The sequence below is a fragment of the Chryseobacterium sp. ZHDP1 genome, from assembly GCF_018603435.1.
In the GTDB taxonomy this organism is placed as follows: Bacteria; Bacteroidota; Bacteroidia; order Flavobacteriales; family Weeksellaceae; genus Chryseobacterium; species Chryseobacterium indicum.
In genome coordinates this window covers 3,289,156-3,310,975 of the sequence record NZ_CP075682.1, presented here as the reverse complement: position 1 = coordinate 3,310,975, position 21,820 = coordinate 3,289,156, and the positions used below count along the sequence as shown (strand labels likewise).

Below are 21,820 nucleotides of genomic sequence, written 5' to 3'. Positions count from 1 at the left end.
AAATTGAAGACCAGTGCTTCCATAAACTTTTGTGCTAGGTTGATAATGAAGTACTCCCAAATCTGCCACTACGCCAAGCTACGAAATGTTCTAGATGAAAAATTAAATCTCAAAAAACGATTGAAATTAAACCTGTATTCTAGATTTTTGAACTAATAATTAAAACTAAAAATAACCAATAACCATTCAACAAAACGGTATAATAATATACGAGTTTGTACTCTATGAGAATATGTAGAAAAGACAAAAATGAATTTGCAAAGGAAGAATTCTCATGAATACACAAATTAAATAAACAGATGAATAATAATACAGAAGAAAACTTTGATTTCAAGAGGTTGCGAAAGGTATACGGTTATCATGACAAAGCCCTGGATATAAAAATTTTAGATATCGGTTTTGAATTGAGTAAAGAATTTCAGGAAACATTTCCAAAAATGACAGAGTTGATCAATACCGCACGAATATTGAATTTAGAAATAAATCAAGTGCCACATACACTTTTCTCATGGACTTATAAAGGCGAAAGTTGTGGCTGGCTAAGTTTTTTTGAGGATTTTAGTGATCTGGATTTAGACATTATAGACGAACACCAGCTTGTGTTGAGCCAGATAGGTGGTATTGTTCAAGATTACAGTTATTTTAATTATAATTTTTTTTTACTACAAAAATATATTTTTACAGGGTATAAATGTATGAAAGGTTTAGGTGATTGGGCAAAAGATTATGAATTGGCTTGTACAAAAAATAATATTCCATTAAAGGATAGAATAAATCATGAAGAGTTGATAGTTTTTGCTAATGCATACAGAGGAAAGCTTACTGCATACCATCCTGTAACCAAGGAAATACTGCAGTTTATTCCTGAGGAACAAAATTACCCCCGGGGTCAATGTGGTTATTATAGAGAAAAAGTAGAGAATCAACCCGATGATACTTTCTATACTATTAAAGGTGTCAGGTATTTTACAGATTTTGTGGAACATCTTGCAGAGGAATGCTGGAAAGTTATTTTTTCTACTTATAATAAAGTTCACAAAATTTTAGAAGATAAACGATTGGACGAAGCAAAAGCAATAGCAGAAAGCCTAGCTGACAAAACAGAAAGAGGTTCGGTAGAAAACGTTATTGGAGAATTTTACTTTTACCAAGAGGATTATAAAACAGCATTAGACTATTATGTAATGGCATATAACAACGGATATTCTATTGATGACATTATTGATTATAATATTTGGGAAGTATGTGAGTTGCTAATGGAAAAAGATAACGATAAGGTAAAATGGTCTCAATACTACCTGAGTATGTATCCGGATGGCAGATATACAGAAGACGCAAAAATGAATTTGTAAATAATATTCTGAATAAAATCTCACAAAGCGATAAAAACTGACGAGAGTAATGAAGTCTATTTACTAAAATAGAGATATTTTTTTTATAAACTAAAGTGCATTCCTTTTAATGAGTATTCCACGCAACCACCATTATATATCACAGATTCATATTAAAAAGTTCTTTAATGAGCAAAATGAAATTTATTTGTATAATAAGTCAACCAAATTATTTCAAACAAAAAATTCTTCTAAAAGAATTTTCAGTGAAAAAGATTTAAATACAAAATATGAGAATGGTATAAATGATTATACTACAGTTGAGCAGCAGTTAAATCAATTTTATGAAAATGACTTTGATTATTATTATAATAACATACTTAGATTAACTGTTGAAAAAAACATAGATTTAGAAATACAAAAGGCTATTGTATATCTAGCGAGATACGGAGCGATAGCAAATTTTAGGAATCCAATTTATAAAAGTAGTTTAAAAAAAACATTTTTTAATGCGTTAAAACCAGCAATGGATAATGCAACGGAAACTTTAAAGAATAGTTTTTACAATTTTTTTAATAATAGAGGTGATTCTAAATATCTTGGGGGAGATAATTATCTTGAAATTGGCAATGAAATTGTATCAAAGATGGGACTACTTTATTTTATAATAGAGATACCTGAAAATGATAATGATTTTTTCATACTACCTGATTTTGGAGCATCTACACAAAGAAAAAAAATTAATAAATACATTAATACCGAGATAGAAGAAATTGCGTACATCAGCTTACCTTTAAGCAGTAGATTGTATCTTCATATTTATTCTGAAAAATATCCCGAAGGCATCAATAGTTCTGGAATTAAAAGATTAACTTCAGAACAAGTAAATATTATAAATAAACATAATTTAGTACTAGCAAATGATATAATTGCTTCCAATAATAAACAATATCTGGAATCACTTATTAACTTAACTAAATAATCTCAAAAAATTATAAAATTTGAGTATAGAAAAAAACATAGCAGTAACACCATTAATCAAATTTGAAAAACCGAATGAGAAATTTATAATACATGATGGTGATTTTGAATTAAGGAATTCCAAATCGGAAATTCTAAAAGTTAATGGAAAGATTTACTTTAAATGGTTCCCACATATAGGCCCAAAATTTAAAGGTGAAATTCTTAATGGTGAAAGTTGCTCTTCTTTTTTCGAAGAGGAAAAATTACAATTCATAATTAATAAAAATGTAGTTGCGGATTGTTATATCAGTAATCAAACTATTGGTGGAAATCATATTATTTCTGGTGGCTTTTTTGGCAATATTTTATTAGGCGACAAATCACTTTCTTCACAAAAATTTAAATTTTCTGTATTAAATATTGAAGATTTCTTCGGTGAAGACATTGAGTTTAAGACTGAACATACAACTAAATATTCCAAAGGTCGTATTTTATTAAAAAATAAAAAATTTGAAATATTAATAGATAAAGATTTCAATTATAAAGAAAAATTCAATTTATTAAAAGAAGAGGGAGGATTTCATATTTTATATAATGGTGAAATTAATTTCTTTAAAGATTCTTTAAATTACAAACAAATTAATGAAATTTTAGAGATTCTTAGCAATTTCTTAAGTTTCGTTTCTGGTAAAAAAAATGTGCCATTATTTGTTTCTGCAATCCATCAAGATGAAATTCTTTATCAAGATTATACTGGTTATCATAATTATCCATATGAATATAGACCATCTTGGAGCAACTTGTACACAACAGATTATTTAAACGATTTATTTCAAAATTTTTATGAAATTTGGAAGGTTAATACTGAAAGTAAGTTCTTTTTATCTTCAATAATTCATTGGTATACAGAAATTAATTGTAATAGTGGATATTCTGAAGGGTCACTAATATTAGCACAAACCGCACTAGAATTACTTTACAATTGGATAGTCATTGAAACTAAGAAATTAATCATTGGAAAAGATTCGGAAAGTATTAGTGCATCAAATAAAATTCGATTATTAATCTCTCAATTATCAATATCTTACGAAGTTCCAGCGAAATTCGCAAGACTTGAAAAATATAGAAAAGATAGTAAATTAACCGATGGAATTGAGGCAATCGTACAGATAAGAAACGCTATAGTACATTCACAAGAAGAAAAAAGAAAAAAATTAAGTGAAATAGACAATATGGCAATTTACGAAGCTGTTCAGCTAAGTTTATGGTATATTGAATTAAGTTTACTCTATGTTTTGAAATTTGATGCCAAATATTCAAATCGATGTTCAGTTGAATTAGTATCATCTTACAAATTAGAATTACCGCCTTGGAGCAAATAAGAACTTGTACCAACAAGAATTTTGAGTAAATGACATCTGCTTCCATTTGGTGTAAGTTGAAAGTTTGTGCTTTCATTTCGGGACTATCGCCAAACCGAAGAAAGTTTACCTATTGGTCAAAAATAATCTCAAAAAACGATGAAAATAAAAACTATTATAATTATGCTTTCATTTTTTACAGTGTGCTTTTTTAAAGCTCAAAGCGGAAAATTAGTGGAAGTCGAAAAACTTGGCTGGTCTATTAATATGCCAAATAGTTTTAACGATATGAATCAAAATAAAAAAGCGATTCAATATGTGGAAACAAAAGATAAAAGCCAAAACAAAACTGAAAACCCGAAAACTGAAAAAACTGAAGATATAAAATTTCAAGCTAAAAATAACACCTTTTTTATGTTGTTTTCTGATAGAAATAAAACAGTAGATAAGTTGGTTCAGGTTGCAACTGTAAATAAAAATACTGATGAACTAATTGAATCGATTAAAAAGACCAATGCAGACGCAAAATTTACAAAGAATATAACTAAAGATGAAATCGGAAAAACTTCTTTTTACAAAACTTTTATAAAAGTTGATCTAGGAAATAATGTTTCACAAAATTATATAATTTACAATGGAATAATAAATGGCTACAATGCGAGTTTTTGTATAATATATTTAAACGAGACATCTGAACTAACAGAATTATTAAATGCTTTTAAAGATTCGAAATTCAAAATTCAATAAGTTAATTACCGCCGATAGAATACGCTTTATTTAAAAGTTTTTCAATAATATAGAATCTCAAAAAACGATTTATTATATGCATTTTAATCAAAAAGTGAGAAATTACAGAGTTATTTTAGATTAATTTAAATTGTATAATTGGTATTGTTAGATTATAAGATGAGAATTCAGAATTTCTACAAAATTGAGATGTAATATTGCTTGTTCGCAAATTGATACATTTTAACCTTTATTTACCGTTTAATGAAAAGAATAATTACTCTGGTCATTTTATTAGTTGCAATTACTTTTTCAAAAGCCCAAATCAAAATTTTATTCGATGCCACTAAAGCTGAAATGGCTGGAAACGGAGATTGGGTCATAGATGCCGATTTACATAATCTTAAAGCAAATTCCAATGGAACTGTCACTGTTGGCGGATCGGATTCCAATCCCCAAAAAACTCCCACTCCGGCACAAAGTGGTATCACGGCAAGTACGTCCGAAACTTATTGGACCGGTGCTTTGAGTGCGTGGGCAGTAGATTTGGTAAAAAGAGGATATATTGTAGAAACGCTCCCTTACAATGCCATAATTACTTATGGAGACCCTACAAATGTACAGGATTTATCCAATTATAAAGTTTATATTATTGATGAGCCTAATCTAAAGTTTACAACAAGTGAAGCTAATGCTTTGATTAATTTTGTAAACAACGGCGGTGGATTATTTATGATCAGTGATCACGATGTAAGCGATCGGAATGGGGATGGCTGGGATTCTCCTGGAATTTGGAATGATATCCTGAGCAATAATACAATACAGACTAACCCTTTCGGGATCACTTTTGATTTACAGAACATCTCACAAACGAGTACCAATATTGCAAATCTTCCAACAGACCCTATTCTACACGGTTCTGCAGGTACACCAACACAAATCCAGTTTAGTAATGGGACGACAATGACACTAAATAAGGCAGCTAACCCATCTGTAAAAGGATTAATATTTAAAACAGGCTCTTCGACAACAGGTACTACCAATGTTTTATTTGCAACGGCTACTTATGGACTTGGAAAAGTTTGTGCTTTGGGAGACAGTTCCGTTCCGGACGATGGGACAGGTGATCCTGGTGATACTTTGTATAATGGCTATACAGGTGATGCCAATGGAAATCATAAGCCATTACTATTAAATGCGACTATATGGCTGGCAACAAGTTCTTCTAATTTAAATATAAATGATTTGTCATACGTAACTGGCGATATAAGTATTTACCCGAATCCAGCTTCAGATTACATTTACATCTCAACAGGCAAAGATTCAAATAATTATCAATATTCGATAACGGATTTCTCAGGTAGAAATCTAGAAACAGGAATAGTAACCTCAGGAAAAATCAATGTTGAAAAATACAATTCAGGAACCTATATTTTGACAGTGAAGTCAGCTTCAAATAGTACAAAATCATTCAAGTTTATTAAAAAATAAGCTATCGTAATCTTATAAATTTTTAGCTACCATTTACTTTGCATTTTATTGTTTTTTTTGAGTTCATTAAAAATTCAACATTTCTACAAAATTATGTTCCAATTTTACCATATTAATTTAAATCAGAAAAAATGAAAAAGTCATTGTTAGTAATGTTATTAATATGCCTATACACTTTGGTGTATTCTCAGGAAAAAATAAAAACTGAAGTCCCTGCAGTTGTAGAAAAAGCCTTTATGAAAGCCTTTCCCAATACAAAAGCAAAATGGGAAAAAGAAGATGGCAAATATGAAGCAGGATTCAAGTATAAAGGAGAGGAAATGAGTGTTCTTTATAATGCACAGGGCGTTTGGGAAGAAAAGGAAATAGAGATTAAAGTAAGCAAACTTCCGGTAGGAGCTTCATCTTATGTGGAAAAAAAACAATTGGGCAAAATAAAAGAAACTTCTAAAATTATCAAGGCAGATGGTTCTGTAATGTACGAAGCAGAAGTCAAAAGCGGCGACATTTTGTTTGATACCAAAGGTAACTTTGTAAAACTGGTAAAAGATTAGGATCTGATAGAAAATAAAAAGAATTATAAAAGCTACTTGTATGAGTGGCTTTCTTTTTTTAAATGAGTCGGTATAATTTTAAAATTCAAAATTTCTTCAAAATTATTACTCATCATTGTATAAAGTACTTGTAATGGATAAAATCAAATGATTATTTGATAACTATACAAGTTTTAAATTATACATCATTAATGAATAGTTTATTGGAAGCCGTAAGCTCTTATGTGACATTATTTCTTTCTGAAAATCTTTCAGATGAACTTATTTTTCATAACATCAATCATACATATGAAGTCGTTGCTGCGGCAAAAGAAATAGGTTCACATTGTGTTCTTTCGGAAGATGAAATGTTGGTGCTGGAGGTTGCTGCTTGGTTTCACGATTGTGGCTATGCCAATACTTATATCGGTCACGAGGATGAAAGCAAGAAAATCGCTAACGATTTTTTGGAATTCTTCGGTTGTAATAAAAACTTCAAAGAATCTGTTTTATGCTGTATAGAATCCACCAAATATCCTCCAAGACCATCTTCATTAGTTGAAAAGGTTCTTTGTGATGCTGATCTCTATCACCTAACAAGAACCAATTACCAAAAGTATGAAAAAGCATTAAGACAGGAATTTGAAACATTCCTGAAAACGTCATACAGTGACGAAGATTGGCACACTATGAATTGCAGATTTCTCGCTGGTCATTCCTATTACACAGAATTTGGTCAGAAGGTTCTTGCCCAATTAAAAGAAATCAATGTCCGAAACATTTGTCATAAATAATTTAAATCGGAATTAAGAAAATTAAGATGTTAAAATTTATTCCTAAATCAGTTTTTAGCATTTTTCTGCTAACTTCTGTATTCGTAAAAGTTGTTGCGCAAAATAACGGTCCTATTCTGGCACAGCAGCCAAAAATTGACAGCATTGGCAATATGGATGTTGAGCTAAACAATTTAAAATTTCAAAGCTTGATTGTCCCTACTGCGTTTATCGGTTACGGGATCGCAAGTTTGTCAGTAAAAGGTATAAAGCAATTGAATTTTTCGACGCGAGACGAAATTAATGAGCACAGACCAGATCATATTAAACTGGATAACTATACACAATTTGCTCCTGCCGCATTGGTTTATGGATTAAATGCATTAGGAATGAAAGGAAAGCATAATCTGCGGGACCGAAGTACTATATACGGAACCTCGATGTTGATTACTTCTGCATTGGTAATTCCGTTAAAGCATATGGTAAAAGAGGAAAGACCTGACCAATCCAATAATTTGTCATTTCCATCAGGGCATACGGCGATTGCGTTTGCATCTGCTCAATTTATGTTTCGAGAATATCAGGATACTAATTTTTGGTTGGGAGTTTCCGGCTATTCATTTGCAGTGTTTACAGGTATTTATAGAATGCTGAATGACAAACATTGGGTTGGAGATGTTGTTGGAGGTGCCGGTTTCGGGATTCTGTCAACTGAATTAGCTTATTGGCTCTATCCCAAAATAAATAATTTTTTGAGCGGCAAAAATAAAAATTCCAGTGCAATGGTAATGCCTTTTTATCAGAATAAGATCATCGGAATAGGTTTGGTGAAAAATTTTTAATCAAGTATCTATGTGGTTCTACTATGCTTTGTTATCGGCATTATTTGCAGCACTTACGGCTATTTTTGCAAAAATGGGAGTGTCTAATGTTAATTCCAATTTGGCAACAGGAATCAGAACTGTTATCATTCTGGTATTGGTTTGGAGTATCGTATTTATAAAAGGTGAAGCAAAAGATATTAGTTCATTGTCGAAATTTAATCTTATTTTTCTTACCCTTTCCGGTGTTGCAACAGGATTATCGTGGTTATTTTATTTTAAGGCTTTACAGATAGGAAAAGTTTCGCAAGTAGCGGCTGTAGATAAATTGAGCGTAGCCATCGCCATTATCCTTTCCATACTATTTTTCAAAGAAACGTTGACGTTTAAAACAGCGATAGGAGCTTTGCTTATTATCGGCGGAACTATTTTATTTGCTCTGAAATAGTATTAAATCTCTTTAATATCAGTCAAAATTCAAAATGTTTACAGAATTTAGCTGAATTTTTGCCGTATAATAAAGTCTACTGTGAAACAATTATCAATTCTTTTAGTATTACTATTTACAATAACAATTAATGCACAAGCCATAGCCGGAAAAGAAGCTGATTCTTTAAAAATCAATCGGGTTAAGACTATTCAGGAAGTTGTTATCAACGGAAAAAAACCGATTGTCGAAAATAAAGTTGATAAAATTATTTACAATGTTGCCAACGACATCACATCTCAGAATGGTTCAGCGATCGAGGTTTTGAGGAAAGTGCCACAAGTGACGGTAGATGCAGACGGAAATATAGAATTACAGGGTAATCCTAATGTGAGATTCCTGATCAACGGAAAACCTTCCGGCGTATTTGGAAACAGCCTAGCCGATGCACTTGCTTCAATTCCTGCAAGCCAGATCAAAAGTATCGAAGCAGTGACCACTCCCGGAGCAAGATACGATGCACAGGGAACGGGTGGAATCATCAATATTATCCTTAATGAAAATAAAGTTAAAGGGATCAATGGGTTGATTAATACTTCCGCCGGAACACGTTTTGAAACTGGCTCATTAAATCTGAATTTCAGAAACAACCACTTCAGTCTGAATGCTTTTTTCAGCGGAAATGCTCAATTGAAATCAAGAACACCATCGTCTCAAAACAGAATTTCGCGCGATTCTTCCTCACAAACTCAAACCCGATTATTGCAAAATGCTTTAAGCTATTTTGAGAGACACGGTTATCGTACGGGATTAGGATTTGACTGGTCGATTAATAAAACGAATACTTTGTCCGGTTCCATTTCTTACAACGATTTTGCAAACAAAAGTGTCGGTTTGATTAATCAGGAACAGTATATTACTGATTTTTTTAATTCAACAGAACAATCATCAATTGGTTACAGAAATTCATATAGTCGTTCTTCAGTGAACTCCATTGATGGAAATATAAGCTACAGAAAAACATTTCTGAAAGAAGGAAAGGAGTTGACGGCAGATTATGTGATGAGCTACGGTTCTCCTAAAAGTAATTATTTGCAAACTCAGAATTTGGCAGGATCTTTATCTCCTTATGATGGCATTTCAGGTAGCAATCCAGGAACGGATGTTAGCCATAATATATCGTTAGATTATGCACAGCCAATAAAAGATAATCTTACATTGGAAATGGGTGCAAAAGCAATATTTCAGCATATTATAAATAACACTGATGTGAATATTTTAAACACTTCGTCAGGGCAATATGAATCGGATCTCAATCAGTCCTATCACTTGAAATATGATATCGGAATTTATGCAGCATATCTTTCTTCATCATTAAAATTATTCAATTGGCTGGACGTAAGAACTGGAGTACGTTACGAATACACAACAGTGAAAATCGATTATCATAATACCAATATTCCCTCATACAGTCTGCTTGTACCGTCATTCATTTTATCCCATAAATTTGATAGTGCGGAAACAATAAAACTTGCTTATACGAGAAGAGTTGAAAGACCTGAATATTCTGAATTAAATCCATTTTTAAATTTCAGCGATCCTCATAATATCACAACAGGAAATCCTGCATTAAAGCCAGAGATAGGGGATAATATGGAGTTAGGCTACAGCAAAAATTATGAAAAAGGTGCTAATGTTTCAATTACCCTTACAGAAAAAATCAACAGTCAGGATCTCAAGCAAATCACGACTTTTTACCCAACATTTAATGTTAACGGAACAGATTACACTAATGTTTCAGTCACTTTAAGAGAAAATATTGGAAAAGAGTATAATTCCGGAGGTATGTTATCAGGTTCTGTTTATTTTTTTAATAGTAAATTAAATTTACGAGGAAATATGATGGTTTTTCACCGATTTATTGTAAGTGATTATTTTGGAAACGTAGATATGGGTATTCGATATCGTTTAAACTTGAACTTTACTTATCAGTTTCCAAAGGATTTTATAGTAGAAATATTCGGAAATTACAACTCGCCTGCAAAAAATATTCAGGGTAAAAATCCTCAGTCAATTACTTATAACGTTGCTGCAAGAAAACAGTTTTGGAACAAAAAAGCAAGTATTGGAATTACAACTACTAATCCTTTTAACCAATATATTAAACAGGCAACAACTGTTAAAACATATGATTACAGTTCATATTCTGTGCGGTATTTGCCACTTCGTTCGTTCGGGGTTAGTTTCAGTTATAAATTTGGTAAAGATTTTAAAAAAGAAAAAGACATCAGTGATGAGTATTTAAATGGAGCGATTCAAGGAACTTAAACGCCGCACTCTTATATAATAAATATATGGGTATAATATATAATTACTAAGTATTTAAACCTGAGAATAATATTTTATTGAAAAATTTCTGGATTAAAATCTAACTTTCAAATTTTGTAAGCTGATTGTTTTTGTAACAGTAGAATTCATAGGAAGGTTCGTTTCTAAACGTAAAAACTTTTTCAAGATGAATGATATCAAAATGATTTTTCAGCGAAGCATATTTGGTTTTAAGATGAGCCGGCAATTCTTGCGGATGAATTGGTCTTTCAATTTCCAATCCCTCATCAAAGGCGAATTCAATTATAAAATCTGTTGACCGCCACGAAATAATGGATTCGCTTTTTGCAATCGTAACGCCCAATTTATTTTGTTGGATGATTTTGTCAGAAGTTCCTATTAATAAAATTATTCCTGAAACTACCATTGCTCCGTAACCGACTTTTCTGAAGATACTTTCACTAAGAAGAGGAAGAATATATTTAAAAGTATAAGATGAAATAATGGTTGCCACCGCAACGGCTATTCCCAGCCATAATGCAAGATTGGAATAGAGTCCTAGCGAAATATAAATTATCAATTTAATTAGATGAAGAAAAACTTCATTGGCTGCTCTGGTAGCTACAATTTCTTCTTTTTTCAATCCAAACTGCAAATAAAAACGATTAAACAAAAGCCCTATGGCGCCTGTAATTCCGGAAACAAACCCTGCAAGAAAACCAATAATTGCCAAGACATATGTAGGAGAAGTGTTGTCATCTTTTTCATTGTCCTTAACTTTTTTGAAAAGCTGTGGAACATTGGAAACCAGAAAAAAAGCCACAATCAACTGCAGATAATTGGGGTTGATATATTTAATGAGATAAGCACCAATCAAAACTGCAGGAATCGAAAACGGAACGAACCAAAAGAAAATCTTCCAGTTGATGTGTTTTTTGAAAACTGCAATTCGTGATACAGAACTTGTAAATGTTCCGATTGTAAGAGAAAATGGAACTACAGAAGCTGGTAATAAAAGATTAAGAATCGGAATCAAAATGAGGCTTGCACCACCGCCGCAAATGGCGCTCAGCCAAAATGCGAAAATGGTTCCGAAGAACAATAAAATAATTTCAATAAACATTTTTATCAACAAAAAGGTTACACCATAAATTTTACTTAACAAAGATGCAATCTGATTTTGAAGATATTTTGAAGAAAGTAATTTCACTTTCATCTTTTATTTTGAATCTTTAGTTGACAGTTTGATCATGCACGCATAATAAGTTTGATGAGCCAAGCAACTTATTTTATAGGCTCTTTGAGAAAGACTATTAGCCTAATGCTGAAAATTTACAGAAAATATCCTGTCGATAATCTTTTAAAATTGTATTAATCATTATTGTTACCTGTTTGTAAATGGGTAAAGCTAAATTCAATTTTGAGGAAATTCCGAATTTATAGTTTAACAGAAAAAATGTGGTTGTGGTTTTCAAACCTGTACTCAATACTCCAGTTCTGAGATTTACATATTTCTTTTACAATAGCTAATCCAAGTCCACTCCCTTTGTTTTCTTTTGAGAATCCTGAAAACCTTTTGAATAGCAAATCCGTATTCAATTTCTCTGTTCCCGAATTAGATACTTCAAAAAGAGATTGCATTAGTTTAATTCCGATTGAACCATAAGCGGGAGTATGTCGAATAGCATTTAAAATCAAATTATTAATCAGTACTTCTGTTAATCCGATATTACCATTGACTTTAATCTCAGATGAAATTTCACTTCGAATAGTGAGGTTTTTTTGTTCAAAGTGTTCCTGCAGGATTTCCATACTTTGATTCAATAATTCATCAAAATTTATTTTGGAATTCTCAAACTGCTTGTTTTCAATCTTTGCCAGCAATAAAAGGTTCTTATTGATTCTGGAACTTCTCGACAAAGCCCGATTCATTTCCTCCACAATATGATACTGTTTTTCTGTTAAATCATCATCCTGCATAAGAATGTCTAGCTTATTTTTTAGAATTGCCAGAGGTGTTTGAAGTTCATGGGAAGCATTTTCTATAAACTCTTTCTGAGTTATGAAAACCGACAGATTATGTTCCATTAACCTGTTCAATGACTGGTTCAGTTCATCAAATTCGGTAACGTCTGTTGGCGGCAATTCGATTTTTGTCTGATTATTGAGATTGAAGGTTTTCAATTTATCCAAAGTTGCATGGAAAGGTGTCCACACCGATTTGGAGAGCCATCTGTTCAAAATCAATAATCCGCCGACAATCAGGATAAAAAGTATAACCGTGGTTCCTGAGATGAAAAAGATCGTTTCTTGAGATTCTTCGATATTGGTTTCTATACTAAAGCGATAAGGCTTTCTGTTAAGATAGATGATCTTTGACAAGCATTGAAATCTGTCAACCTCTTCAAAATGAAGAAAGTCATGAGGTTTTTCGATGATATAAACACTGTCTTGGAGAGGATCATCCATTTCTGCCTTTTTGATATTTGTGGCAGGTTGTACTTTGTTCCACAACTTTATCGTTTCATCAAGTTTTTCATCGGATAACTTCAAACTGTTGATTTGAACCATTGTTTTTTCCGCAACAATTTTATTGTGCTCATCCAGCTCATTTTTCCAAATAGCATCTACAATAAGATAATAAATGGGAATACTTATGACCAAAATAATCAGGACATAAATGATGAAAGGTTTTGTTGCTTTGTTTAAAAGTGGTTTCAAATCGGATGCAAATTAAGAATTTTCCCACTTATAACCCGTGCCATAAACTGTTTTTAGATACTTGTCACAACCGGCGTCATGTAGTTTTTTTTTTAAATTTTTTACGTGCGCATAAACAAAATCATGATTGTCTAACATATCTGCAAAATCTCCGGAAAGGTGTTCTGCCAAAGTACTTTTTGAAATGACTTTATTTTTATTACCTACAAAATAAATCAACAGATCAAATTCTTTTTTTGTCAATGTAATGATTTCTTTATTGACTGAAACTGTCTTTGCCAGAAGGTCAATCTGTAATTCATTTTGACTGATAATATTAGAATTATTAAATTGTTTTCGTCTGATTACAGAATAAATTCTCGCCATTAATTCCGACAAATGAAATGGTTTTGTAAGATAATCATCTGCTCCAAGCTGCAATCCTTTTATTTTATCATCCAAAGCATTTTTTGCAGAAACGATAATAATTCCGTCTTGTTTATTTTGTTTTTTTAGTGCTTCCAAGATTTCCAGGCCGTTGCCGTCAGGAAGCATTATGTCAAGGATGATGCAGTCATACTGAAATGTCTCTATCTTATACATTGCCTCATAAAAAGTGTACGCAAATTCACACAGGTAGTTTTCTTCAGAAAGATATTCTGCTACACTTTTGGCTAATTCGGTCTCGTCTTCAATTATCAGAATTTTCATCAGTAATATATTTTATAAATATCTGAACTTTTATCCAATAAATTTATATATTGAATTTAGTAGAAATTTTGAAGATTAAAAAATACATATAAGTTCATTTAGTAAAGAAATAATTTCTAAATTACACTTCTGCGTAATATTTATAGGGATATTCCTTGCTAGCTCCAACTAAACATTCGCTAAAGTTGTAAATAAAATTGTAAAAAAACACTTCAAATAGTACAAAATCATTCAAGTTTATTAAAAATAAGCTATCGTAACCTTATAAATTTTTAGCTACCATTTACTTTGCATTTTATTGGTTTTTTAAGTTCAAACCTGTTTAAAATTATAAAAAACACCAAACATTCAGCAAAGTCAATTTAATTATAAACTATTGGTTTAAATTATAATTTCCATGTAAAAACTCTAATAGTTAGATTATGATCCTGCTTACTGTTTTATTCAATAACATTTTATAGCAAATAATTTAACCATATTTTCAGATGTCTTCATTAAGAATGCACAAATTCCACTCAATCTTTGATCATTATAAAACCCTAAAAATGCACGTTTCAAACATCCTATTCACGGTTAGATTAGAATTAGTTTCTTAGATCATCTAAAGAAATACAAATCTTAATAATATACCTATTTAATTCTTTATGGCATCTTTAATTTAAGAAAACGCTTAATAAAGTTTAATCCTTAATTTAAAGAAAACTTTTTTTTAACTATCAAAAATATTGATGAAAATTTATCCCTTTGTAATAATTGCTGAATGTTTGGTGTATTTATAAATTCTAAAAAATTACCGAATCGACATATATATTTTATCAAAATATTAATATCATAAGCACGACTAAATATCAATACATTACAACGTTTTTAGCTTCTAACTTGTAATAATAATTTTCTTTTGATAATCAATTGAATACACCTCATAATCAGACTTATCCACATACGCTGTGGATATCTCTATAACACGCTGGCTTTTAAAATTATACAATTCGAATTTTGCGGAAAAACATTGTACATCATGCTCTTTAAATAATTCCTTATACTTAAAAGCTGGAGCTGCCATCGGAATTCCCAGATCTTTAGCTTCTTTACTTCTGGACACTACACAGCCATCGTTGTTGGAAAGTACTACAACAGGCTTATTTTCTAGTTTCGGATCAAGCGTTCTTTCGCAGGAAACAAAGAAATTATTGCAATCTACCAAAGCATACATAATTGTTGATTCTATAGAACAAAATTAGATACTATTTGTATCATTTCTAGTATATTTATAGATACAATTTGTATCAATATCAATTTTTTCAGATAACATCAGGTTTTCCAGGACTCAGAAAAATGTATCGCAGCAGGAATTGACTTCTTATTATAAAATCATTATAATTTCGGTAGAAAATGCTTTTTTAAGCTGTATAAGAACCAACTTGTTTTCCTTCTAATTCAATAAAAATTTTGTATCACTTGTGGCTCTAAAAATGTCTAAATTGTAGAAATGATATTTAATGTACAATGCATTTTGAAAATATAATTGATATATCTGAGGGAATTGATGATGTCCCCTAAATTTGTAAAAATTGTGGATTGATGAACTATTTACTAATAGAAATAACAGCAATTGATATATGCCCTCAACAATTTCTAAATGTTGAGGGCTTTTCTATTTAACGCAAATAATTGATCGTGTAGTTATTTTACTACATGAACTTCCGTTTTCCACTACAAAGAAAATTTTTTCGCCGCTGTAGATTTGTAATGTTCAAAAGAGAACAATTAAACAAAGAATAAAAAATTAAATAATACGATCATGACAAAACAAATCGCCATCGCAGCATTAACTATCGGAGCATTCATTTTAGGAACTAACAATGCCCAAGCTCAAAATACTACAGCGACCACAACAGTAAACATTACCCTGAACGATGTAATTTCTATCGATGCGGGAAGTACTGCAATCGGGAACACTGTAGATTTCAATTATGTTACTGCAGCGGATTATAACTCTGATCAAACGATAACTAAAGCCAACTCTTTAAAAGTTACTTCAACGAAGAACTTTAATGTTAAAGTAAAAGCAGGAGGTGCCAATTTTATGAATGGAACGAACCTGATTCCTGTAAATGTTTTAACCATCAAAGCAGCTACAGCTTCCGGAACTATGGGAGGAACAAAAAGTGCTGTTGTTTTATCCGCAACAGATCAGACATTAGTATCAAATGCTCCGCTTGGAAGTGCCTTAACACTGAATTTGGACTATACCATTCCGGCAGCAAAGTCTTCTTCTTCTGACATTTTAGGTAAACCGGCTGGAACTTATACGCAGACAGTAACTTATACTGCAACAGCTTTATAAAAAAATTTCATATTAATATTTTGTGATTTGGTGTTTCGAAGGCTTCCTAAGGGAGGCCTTCGATTTTTTACATATCAATACCAATATAAAGAAAATTCAAAATCCGGGAATAATCATTTATCAGCTGTAAGGTAAAATTTATGTTTTTAAACATTTTAAATCTAGTTAATAAATCACACCAAACATTCAGCAATTTATTAAGCCGTTTTATATCTTTTTTAAGCTGACTAGTATATTTAATAAGAATTATCCAAACATTATTATGAAAATTCATATTGATTATCAACCCATTAAGTAAGTAGATATTTTTAACCATTGATAATATTTAACTTTTGATAACAAGAAACAAAGAAATTATTGGAATCTGCCAAAGCATACATAATTGTTGACTCTACAGAACAAGATTAGATACTATTTGTATCATTTTCAGTATATTTACAGATACAATTTGTATCAATGTCAATTTTTTCAGATAACATCAGGTTTTTAAGGACTCAGAAAAATTTATCACAGCAGGAACTTGCGGACAAAACATTAATGAGCCGTGTCCGGTATTCGAAATATGAGGACGGGCGTTCTGAACCGCCTTATGAACTGCTGATCAGAATTTCGAAGTATTTCAATATCAGTATCGATCTGCTTCTTACGGTAGACATCCGCAAATATCCGCTGGAAGATGTATTAAAACTTCCGGATAACAGAATTGTTCTTCCGGTTGTGGTGGATCAATCGGGAAACAACAGCATTGAAATTGTCCCTCAAAAAGCATCGATGGGTTATTTATCCGGTTACAGTGATCCTGAATATATTGAAAGTTTACAGCGAATTTCTTTACCTTTCTTAATTAACGGGAAGTACAGGGCATTTCCGGCAGAAGGAGATTCAATGCCGCCTTTTAAAGACGGCTCTTATATTATCGGGAAGTATGTTGAAAATATTGAAGATCTAAAACCGAATAAAAGTTATGTTTTCGTGACTTTGAATGACGGCATTTCTTACAAAAGATTTAAAATCAAAAAGAAAAAATCAATAACAGTAGCTTCAGACAATTCATTTTATAAACCTTATGATATTCCTTTGGGAGAAATTGTTGAAATCTGGCAATATGCATCTGGAATTTTTCCGGAAGATTTTGAACCTGATAATTTTGATAATTATAATTTAAAAGATATGTTTCTGGAGTTAAGAAGAGATATTAAAGAAGTGAATGATAAATTGAAGAATTAAAAATCAGGGTAAAAGCTTCTTAGCCATACCGGACTTTTAATGTAATTATTTACAGTAGATTTTAAAATTCAGACTTTATTCGATGATTTTTTTAAAAAGCTTTAATTAATCTGTTCCCATTGATTATTAATACTCTGCAACCAAAGCACAGAGTTTGCAGCAATAGTTGAAGTACTTCCTCCAGAAATATTATTATAAGCTGATATCGAGGGGGTATTCGTAGTCGGATTTTTAATGATGTACATTCTGCCGTTACATAAACTTGCAGAAGGAAGACTTATGTTATGATTTCCTCCCAAAATGACAGTGAAGTTTAATTCGGTTAATGTTAAGGATGCGGTAGTAGTAACAATCGGTAAAGAAAGTGATCCTGAAATCTGCAGTGTTGAATTAGGAACGCTTCCAGCCATATTAATTCCCACCCGGACTGTATTATCCAATCCTGTACCCTGCAGACGAAGCATTTCGATATAGGTCTGAGAGGTATAGTTGTATTTATAAAAAAGGTAAGGTTCATCGCCGTCATCTCCTACCAGAAAATCAAATCGTCCATTTTCTGATGATCCATTACTTCCAAGTTCAAAAAAATCGCTGGAAGCAGCAGATCCTCTCATTCTAAAATTACCGTTGCTGTCTGTAAAGAAAACAGGTTTATAGATGGCAGCGTTATCTGCCTGAAATTGCAGGGCAGAATTTCCTGATGTCCCTCTCATATACATAGTAGATGCAGTTGTAGAGTTATAAGGGCTGGGTTTTGAGCTTTCCGTAAGCCCTAAAGTCTGCCTTGTTCCCAATTCTAGCATTTCGGTATTGTTGGAACGCAGCTGTAAACGCACATCATTCGTTGTACCTAACAAACTGCTTGCCGAAGCATTCGTATTACCAGTGAGGAACCAATTGTTAGTGGCTGCATCTGTGGAAGGCACCCACGTATTTGTCGTACTGTTCCAGCTTAAAACCTGACCGTTAGTCGCTCCCATCTGTCCCAGAGAATATGGGCTAGATGATGTTCCGTTACCGGAAAATATGGCTGCAGTAAAAACCGGACTTAATGCATTCACGGTACCGTTTCTTAAACCTATATAGATCTGGCCATCATCAGTTGCTTTGTACAGGTTACCTTCTGCTGCATTAGATACAGTAGAAGCGGATGCTATACTTTCCTGTCCAAAAGAAAAGATATTGATACAAATGACAAAAACAGCAGAATAAATTCCTTTCATTTTTATTAATTTATACGTTGCCAGTTAGTTCCATCACTCTGAAGCCATAAAATAGAGTTTGCCGTAAGTGCTGTTACAGCAGTTCCTGACAAGTTTCTGTATGAAGAAATTGCCGGAGTATTAGCCGTAGGATTCTTTATTACATACATCCTTCCCGTACAGGTATTTGCTGCAGGTAAAGTTATGGCGTGGTTTCCTCCGATAATTACTGTAAAGTGACTTTCAGTAAGTGTTAAAGCCGCTGTAGTTGTAATTGTTGACGTGGATAATGATCCGTTGTTCTGTAAAGTGGAATTGGCTAAAGCACCGGTATTTATTCCTACTCTTACATTGGTATTGAGACCATTCCCTGATAAGCGCATTAACTCAACCGTAGTGGCTGTAGCGCCATTGTATTTATTAAAAACAAAAGGCTCATCTCCATCATCCCCGATTATAAAATCGAATCTTCCGGCATTGGATGCTCCGCTGCTTCCCATTTCAAAGAAATCAGTTCCGGCTGAAGAGCCTCTTAGTCTGAAGTTTCCGCTGCTGTCTGTATAAAAAACAGGCTTGTAAAAACTCGCACCTCCTGCTTCAAACTGTAGCGCCGAATTCCCTCCTGTTCCGCGAACATACATCACCGATGTATCTGGTTGATTATAGGGATAAAGACCTGTACTGCTGGAATCATACAGCCCTAAAGTCTGTCTTCGCCCTACTTCCAGCATAGGGGTATTGTTTGATGCCAACTGAAGTTTTACGTCGTTAGTAGTCCCCAGAAAATTACTGGAAGTTGTATTGGCATTTCCGGTAATCAGCCAGTTAGATGCAGCTGCCGGTGTTGCAGGTTTCCAGCTGTTAAGGGTAGAATCCCAAGTCATCACCTGTTGGTTGGCAGCTCCGTTTTGAGCCAGTTTAAGAGGATTCGCTGCCGTACCTGCTCCCGAAAGTGTCACATTATCTACAACGATATTCCCTCCCACTAATTTAAGAGTTCCGTTTCGCAGACCTATATAAATCTGCCCATCATCTGTTGCTTTATATAAATTCCCTTCGGCTGCTGTTGCAAATCCTGTTGCCGTTGGTATAGTCTCCTGAGCAAAAGAATCAATAGCCGCGAAATTTAGTATGATAAGAAATATTTTGCCTAAGTTTAAAATTTTCATTTTTAAAGAATTACAGTTTTTCTACAATTAAAGATGAACCATTAGCAACCAGCTGAAGGGTTCTGTTCGTGGTGTTCCAAACCTTTCCCTGCACTCTTAAAATATCATTAGCATTAAGACTCAGTATTTTCGTTACTGTTACAGAACCTCTTGGGTCTGCACTGTTCCTATGAAACGTGAAGCCTGAAGTTCCTGCAACATCGGTTCCGTTTACCTGAAGTTTGTACTCTCCGGTAGCCTGAGAATTTGTAGTGACGGATGCAGATATACGATAAGTTACCCTGTACTTTCCTGCATTGGTAATCGTAATTGTTCCTGAGCCCGCAGTATAACCACTGTCTACAACTCCGGCGGTGGTTATTAACATCGTTGTAAATCCGGCTGCTGTAGCAAAAGTCTGTGTTCCTGCCGCATCATATATTTCTGCTACACTTGAAGTAAAGGGTGTAGACCAGCTTAAGGCACTTCCTGTTCCGTTTGATGTTAGGACCTGCCCTGCCGTTCCGGGTAAAAGAGTTTGGTAAACAGTTCCGTCTCCCTGCAAAACAGCGCCGAAAGCGGGTACAGATGTATTTCCTGTACCTCCATTGGATGGTTTTAAGGTTCCGGCCAAAGTAACAGCTCCTGACGTTGAAGTGGAAGGAGTTAATCCTGTAGTTCCTGCACTGAAGCTGCTTACATTTGAAGGGACACTTATAGTACCGTCTGGCGCTACATTTAATCCGCTACCTACTTTTACTCCTCCGACAGAAGAAGCTGTAGCCGGATTTAATGTAATTGTATTAGCCGTATTGGTAAGCCCCGTTGAGAAAGTTAAAGCATTCTGCTTATTATTAAAGATATTCCAATCAGCAGATGATAAATAGCCATTAGCCGAAGATCCTGCCTGAGAAATTGAGAATACACCCGTTAAATTATTATAAGCTAACGGTGATGCTGCCGAAAAATTTGATAAAGTTAATGATGCTCCTCCTAACTGTTTCCAGGCTGTGCCGTCCCAGAATATAAATCCCGGAACCAGACTTCCGTCATTTGCAGTTAAATAAACCAATTGGCTGTTTGTAGTACCGGATGCATTGGAAACCTGATTTACCCGAGGAATTACGATTCCATCTTTAGGGTCTACAGCTCCTCCTGAATTTTTTCCTACTATTTCTAAAGTTGCTTTTGGTGTTGTTGTGTTGATACCCACCTGAGAATATGATACGCTACTACATAGGAGTAATAATACCTGGATTATTAGATAATTATTTTTCATTTAGTGTTTTTTTATTTTTCAGGAATGATCTTCTTCCCGAAAAACAAATATAAAAGAATTTTTGTAAAAGTTAAATCAATTTTCAGCAAAAATTTTCCTTTTTAACTCATTAAATTCTTTTTACACCTCTACTCTTTAATATTGATAATAAAAATGTTAGAGTAAAAAAATATTTAAAGCAATAACTTTTCACAAATCCCAACTTACACATTTTAATAATTTAGAGGAGACAAAAAATTATAGAGAATCTGCGATGCGCCTGTTTGTTTAGGATTAAAATAAATTAAGGCGTTAAACATATTTCTTTCCCAATTAAATTAAGTTGTCCCAAAGCAATCTATACAAAGTAGAATATCCTTGAATAAGCTAAGCTATTTAGTTATGCATCAGCATTCAAAAGAAATCTAACACAGACATTGAAGAATATTTAATACAACAGACGTATAAATAAA

General features: G+C 32.8%; 19 protein-coding genes. 12 read left to right on the top strand and 7 right to left on the bottom strand.

What is annotated here, in order from left to right:
• The first annotated feature begins 299 nt into the window (after positions 1–299).
• The 10 genes from KKI44_RS15060 to KKI44_RS15015 all read left to right on the top strand — a co-directional run bounded on the left by KKI44_RS15060 (position 300) and on the right by KKI44_RS15015 (position 10,754).
• Positions 300–1,352 (top strand): hypothetical protein, encoded by a 1,053-nt coding sequence (locus tag KKI44_RS15060; protein ID WP_214588121.1) that lies wholly within the window; start codon positions 300–302, stop codon positions 1,350–1,352.
• Between the two features lie 109 nt (positions 1,353–1,461).
• Positions 1,462–2,313, top strand: a complete 852-nt coding sequence (locus KKI44_RS15055) for a DUF4238 domain-containing protein (protein ID WP_214588120.1) — start codon at positions 1,462–1,464, stop codon at positions 2,311–2,313.
• Between the two features lie 19 nt (positions 2,314–2,332).
• Positions 2,333–3,676 carry a hypothetical protein gene (locus KKI44_RS15050; protein WP_214588119.1) on the top strand — a complete coding sequence of 448 codons (1,344 nt, stop codon included), beginning with the start codon at positions 2,333–2,335 and terminating at the stop codon, positions 3,674–3,676.
• Positions 3,677–3,814: 138 nt separating this feature from the next.
• Positions 3,815–4,402 carry a hypothetical protein gene (locus tag KKI44_RS15045; protein ID WP_214588117.1) on the top strand — a complete coding sequence of 196 codons (588 nt, stop codon included), beginning with the start codon at positions 3,815–3,817 and terminating at the stop codon, positions 4,400–4,402.
• A 336-nt stretch (positions 4,403–4,738) separates the two neighbouring features.
• Complete coding sequence (locus KKI44_RS15040; protein ID WP_214588114.1) at positions 4,739–5,872, top strand: T9SS type A sorting domain-containing protein; 1,134 nt, start codon at positions 4,739–4,741, stop codon at positions 5,870–5,872.
• 131 nt (positions 5,873–6,003) lie between these two features.
• Positions 6,004–6,426 (top strand): hypothetical protein, encoded by a 423-nt coding sequence (locus KKI44_RS15035; protein ID WP_214588112.1) that lies wholly within the window; start codon positions 6,004–6,006, stop codon positions 6,424–6,426.
• A gap of 191 nt (positions 6,427–6,617) precedes the next feature.
• On the top strand, positions 6,618–7,199 hold the full coding sequence (locus KKI44_RS15030; protein ID WP_214588110.1) for an HD domain-containing protein: 582 nt from the start codon (positions 6,618–6,620) through the stop codon (positions 7,197–7,199).
• Positions 7,200–7,225: 26 nt separating this feature from the next.
• On the top strand, positions 7,226–8,020 hold the full coding sequence (locus KKI44_RS15025) for a phosphatase PAP2 family protein (RefSeq protein ID WP_214588108.1): 795 nt from the start codon (positions 7,226–7,228) through the stop codon (positions 8,018–8,020).
• A gap of 10 nt (positions 8,021–8,030) precedes the next feature.
• Positions 8,031–8,447, top strand: coding sequence for an EamA family transporter (locus KKI44_RS15020; RefSeq protein ID WP_214588106.1), 417 nt, complete (start codon positions 8,031–8,033; stop codon positions 8,445–8,447).
• 81 nt (positions 8,448–8,528) lie between these two features.
• The gene (locus tag KKI44_RS15015; RefSeq protein WP_214588104.1) at positions 8,529–10,754 is read left to right on the top strand and encodes a TonB-dependent receptor domain-containing protein; all 2,226 of its coding nucleotides are present in this window, start codon (positions 8,529–8,531) and stop codon (positions 10,752–10,754) included.
• Positions 10,755–10,854: 100 nt separating this feature from the next.
• Here KKI44_RS15015 and KKI44_RS15010 read toward each other — a convergent pair whose 3' ends face one another.
• The 4 genes from KKI44_RS15010 to KKI44_RS14995 form a co-directional block, all read right to left on the bottom strand.
• Positions 10,855–11,970, bottom strand: a complete 1,116-nt coding sequence (locus KKI44_RS15010; protein ID WP_250902074.1) for a sulfite exporter TauE/SafE family protein — start codon at positions 11,968–11,970, stop codon at positions 10,855–10,857.
• A gap of 221 nt (positions 11,971–12,191) precedes the next feature.
• Positions 12,192–13,475, bottom strand: a complete 1,284-nt coding sequence (locus KKI44_RS15005) for a sensor histidine kinase (protein WP_214588102.1) — start codon at positions 13,473–13,475, stop codon at positions 12,192–12,194.
• A gap of 12 nt (positions 13,476–13,487) precedes the next feature.
• Entirely contained in the window at positions 13,488–14,165 is a 678-nt protein-coding gene (locus tag KKI44_RS15000) for a response regulator transcription factor (protein WP_214588100.1), read from the bottom strand.
• Between the two features lie 874 nt (positions 14,166–15,039).
• Entirely contained in the window at positions 15,040–15,378 is a 339-nt protein-coding gene (locus tag KKI44_RS14995) for a hypothetical protein (protein WP_317195182.1), read from the bottom strand.
• Positions 15,379–15,966: 588 nt separating this feature from the next.
• Between KKI44_RS14995 and KKI44_RS14990 the strand changes: the two genes are divergently transcribed.
• The gene (locus KKI44_RS14990; protein ID WP_214588098.1) at positions 15,967–16,512 is read left to right on the top strand and encodes a peptidoglycan-binding protein LysM; all 546 of its coding nucleotides are present in this window, start codon (positions 15,967–15,969) and stop codon (positions 16,510–16,512) included.
• A gap of 456 nt (positions 16,513–16,968) precedes the next feature.
• Entirely contained in the window at positions 16,969–17,739 is a 771-nt protein-coding gene (locus tag KKI44_RS14985) for an XRE family transcriptional regulator (RefSeq protein ID WP_214588096.1), read from the top strand.
• 101 nt (positions 17,740–17,840) lie between these two features.
• Here the strand turns inward: KKI44_RS14985 and KKI44_RS14980 are convergent, their stop codons facing one another.
• Genes KKI44_RS14980 through KKI44_RS14970 form a run of 3 tightly spaced genes read right to left on the bottom strand, consistent with a single transcriptional unit; the run spans position 17,841 to position 21,368 of the window.
• Positions 17,841–18,962 (bottom strand): hypothetical protein, encoded by a 1,122-nt coding sequence (locus tag KKI44_RS14980; protein ID WP_214588094.1) that lies wholly within the window; start codon positions 18,960–18,962, stop codon positions 17,841–17,843.
• A 5-nt stretch (positions 18,963–18,967) separates the two neighbouring features.
• Entirely contained in the window at positions 18,968–20,110 is a 1,143-nt protein-coding gene (locus KKI44_RS14975) for a hypothetical protein (protein ID WP_214588092.1), read from the bottom strand.
• A 10-nt stretch (positions 20,111–20,120) separates the two neighbouring features.
• Entirely contained in the window at positions 20,121–21,368 is a 1,248-nt protein-coding gene (locus KKI44_RS14970) for a hypothetical protein (RefSeq protein ID WP_214588090.1), read from the bottom strand.
• Positions 21,369–21,820 lie beyond the last annotated feature (452 nt).

Coding starts and splice junctions, on each gene's coding strand:
- KKI44_RS15060 (WP_214588121.1), top strand. CDS start 300: ATGAATAATAATACAGAAGAAAACTTTGATTTCAAGAGGTTGCGAAAG.
- KKI44_RS15055 (WP_214588120.1), top strand. CDS start 1,462: ATGAGTATTCCACGCAACCACCATTATATATCACAGATTCATATTAAA.
- KKI44_RS15045 (WP_214588117.1), top strand. CDS start 3,815: ATGAAAATAAAAACTATTATAATTATGCTTTCATTTTTTACAGTGTGC.
- KKI44_RS15040 (WP_214588114.1), top strand. CDS start 4,739: ATGGCTGGAAACGGAGATTGGGTCATAGATGCCGATTTACATAATCTT.
- KKI44_RS15035 (WP_214588112.1), top strand. CDS start 6,004: ATGAAAAAGTCATTGTTAGTAATGTTATTAATATGCCTATACACTTTG.
- KKI44_RS15030 (WP_214588110.1), top strand. CDS start 6,618: ATGAATAGTTTATTGGAAGCCGTAAGCTCTTATGTGACATTATTTCTT.
- KKI44_RS15025 (WP_214588108.1), top strand. CDS start 7,226: ATGTTAAAATTTATTCCTAAATCAGTTTTTAGCATTTTTCTGCTAACT.
- KKI44_RS15020 (WP_214588106.1), top strand. CDS start 8,031: ATGTGGTTCTACTATGCTTTGTTATCGGCATTATTTGCAGCACTTACG.
- KKI44_RS15010 (WP_250902074.1), bottom strand. CDS start 11,970: ATGAAAGTGAAATTACTTTCTTCAAAATATCTTCAAAATCAGATTGCA.
- KKI44_RS15000 (WP_214588100.1), bottom strand. CDS start 14,165: ATGAAAATTCTGATAATTGAAGACGAGACCGAATTAGCCAAAAGTGTA.
- KKI44_RS14995 (WP_317195182.1), bottom strand. CDS start 15,378: ATGTATGCTTTGGTAGATTGCAATAATTTCTTTGTTTCCTGCGAAAGA.
- KKI44_RS14990 (WP_214588098.1), top strand. CDS start 15,967: ATGACAAAACAAATCGCCATCGCAGCATTAACTATCGGAGCATTCATT.
- KKI44_RS14985 (WP_214588096.1), top strand. CDS start 16,969: ATGTCAATTTTTTCAGATAACATCAGGTTTTTAAGGACTCAGAAAAAT.
- KKI44_RS14980 (WP_214588094.1), bottom strand. CDS start 18,962: ATGAAAGGAATTTATTCTGCTGTTTTTGTCATTTGTATCAATATCTTT.
- KKI44_RS14975 (WP_214588092.1), bottom strand. CDS start 20,110: ATGAAAATTTTAAACTTAGGCAAAATATTTCTTATCATACTAAATTTC.
- KKI44_RS14970 (WP_214588090.1), bottom strand. CDS start 21,368: ATGAAAAATAATTATCTAATAATCCAGGTATTATTACTCCTATGTAGT.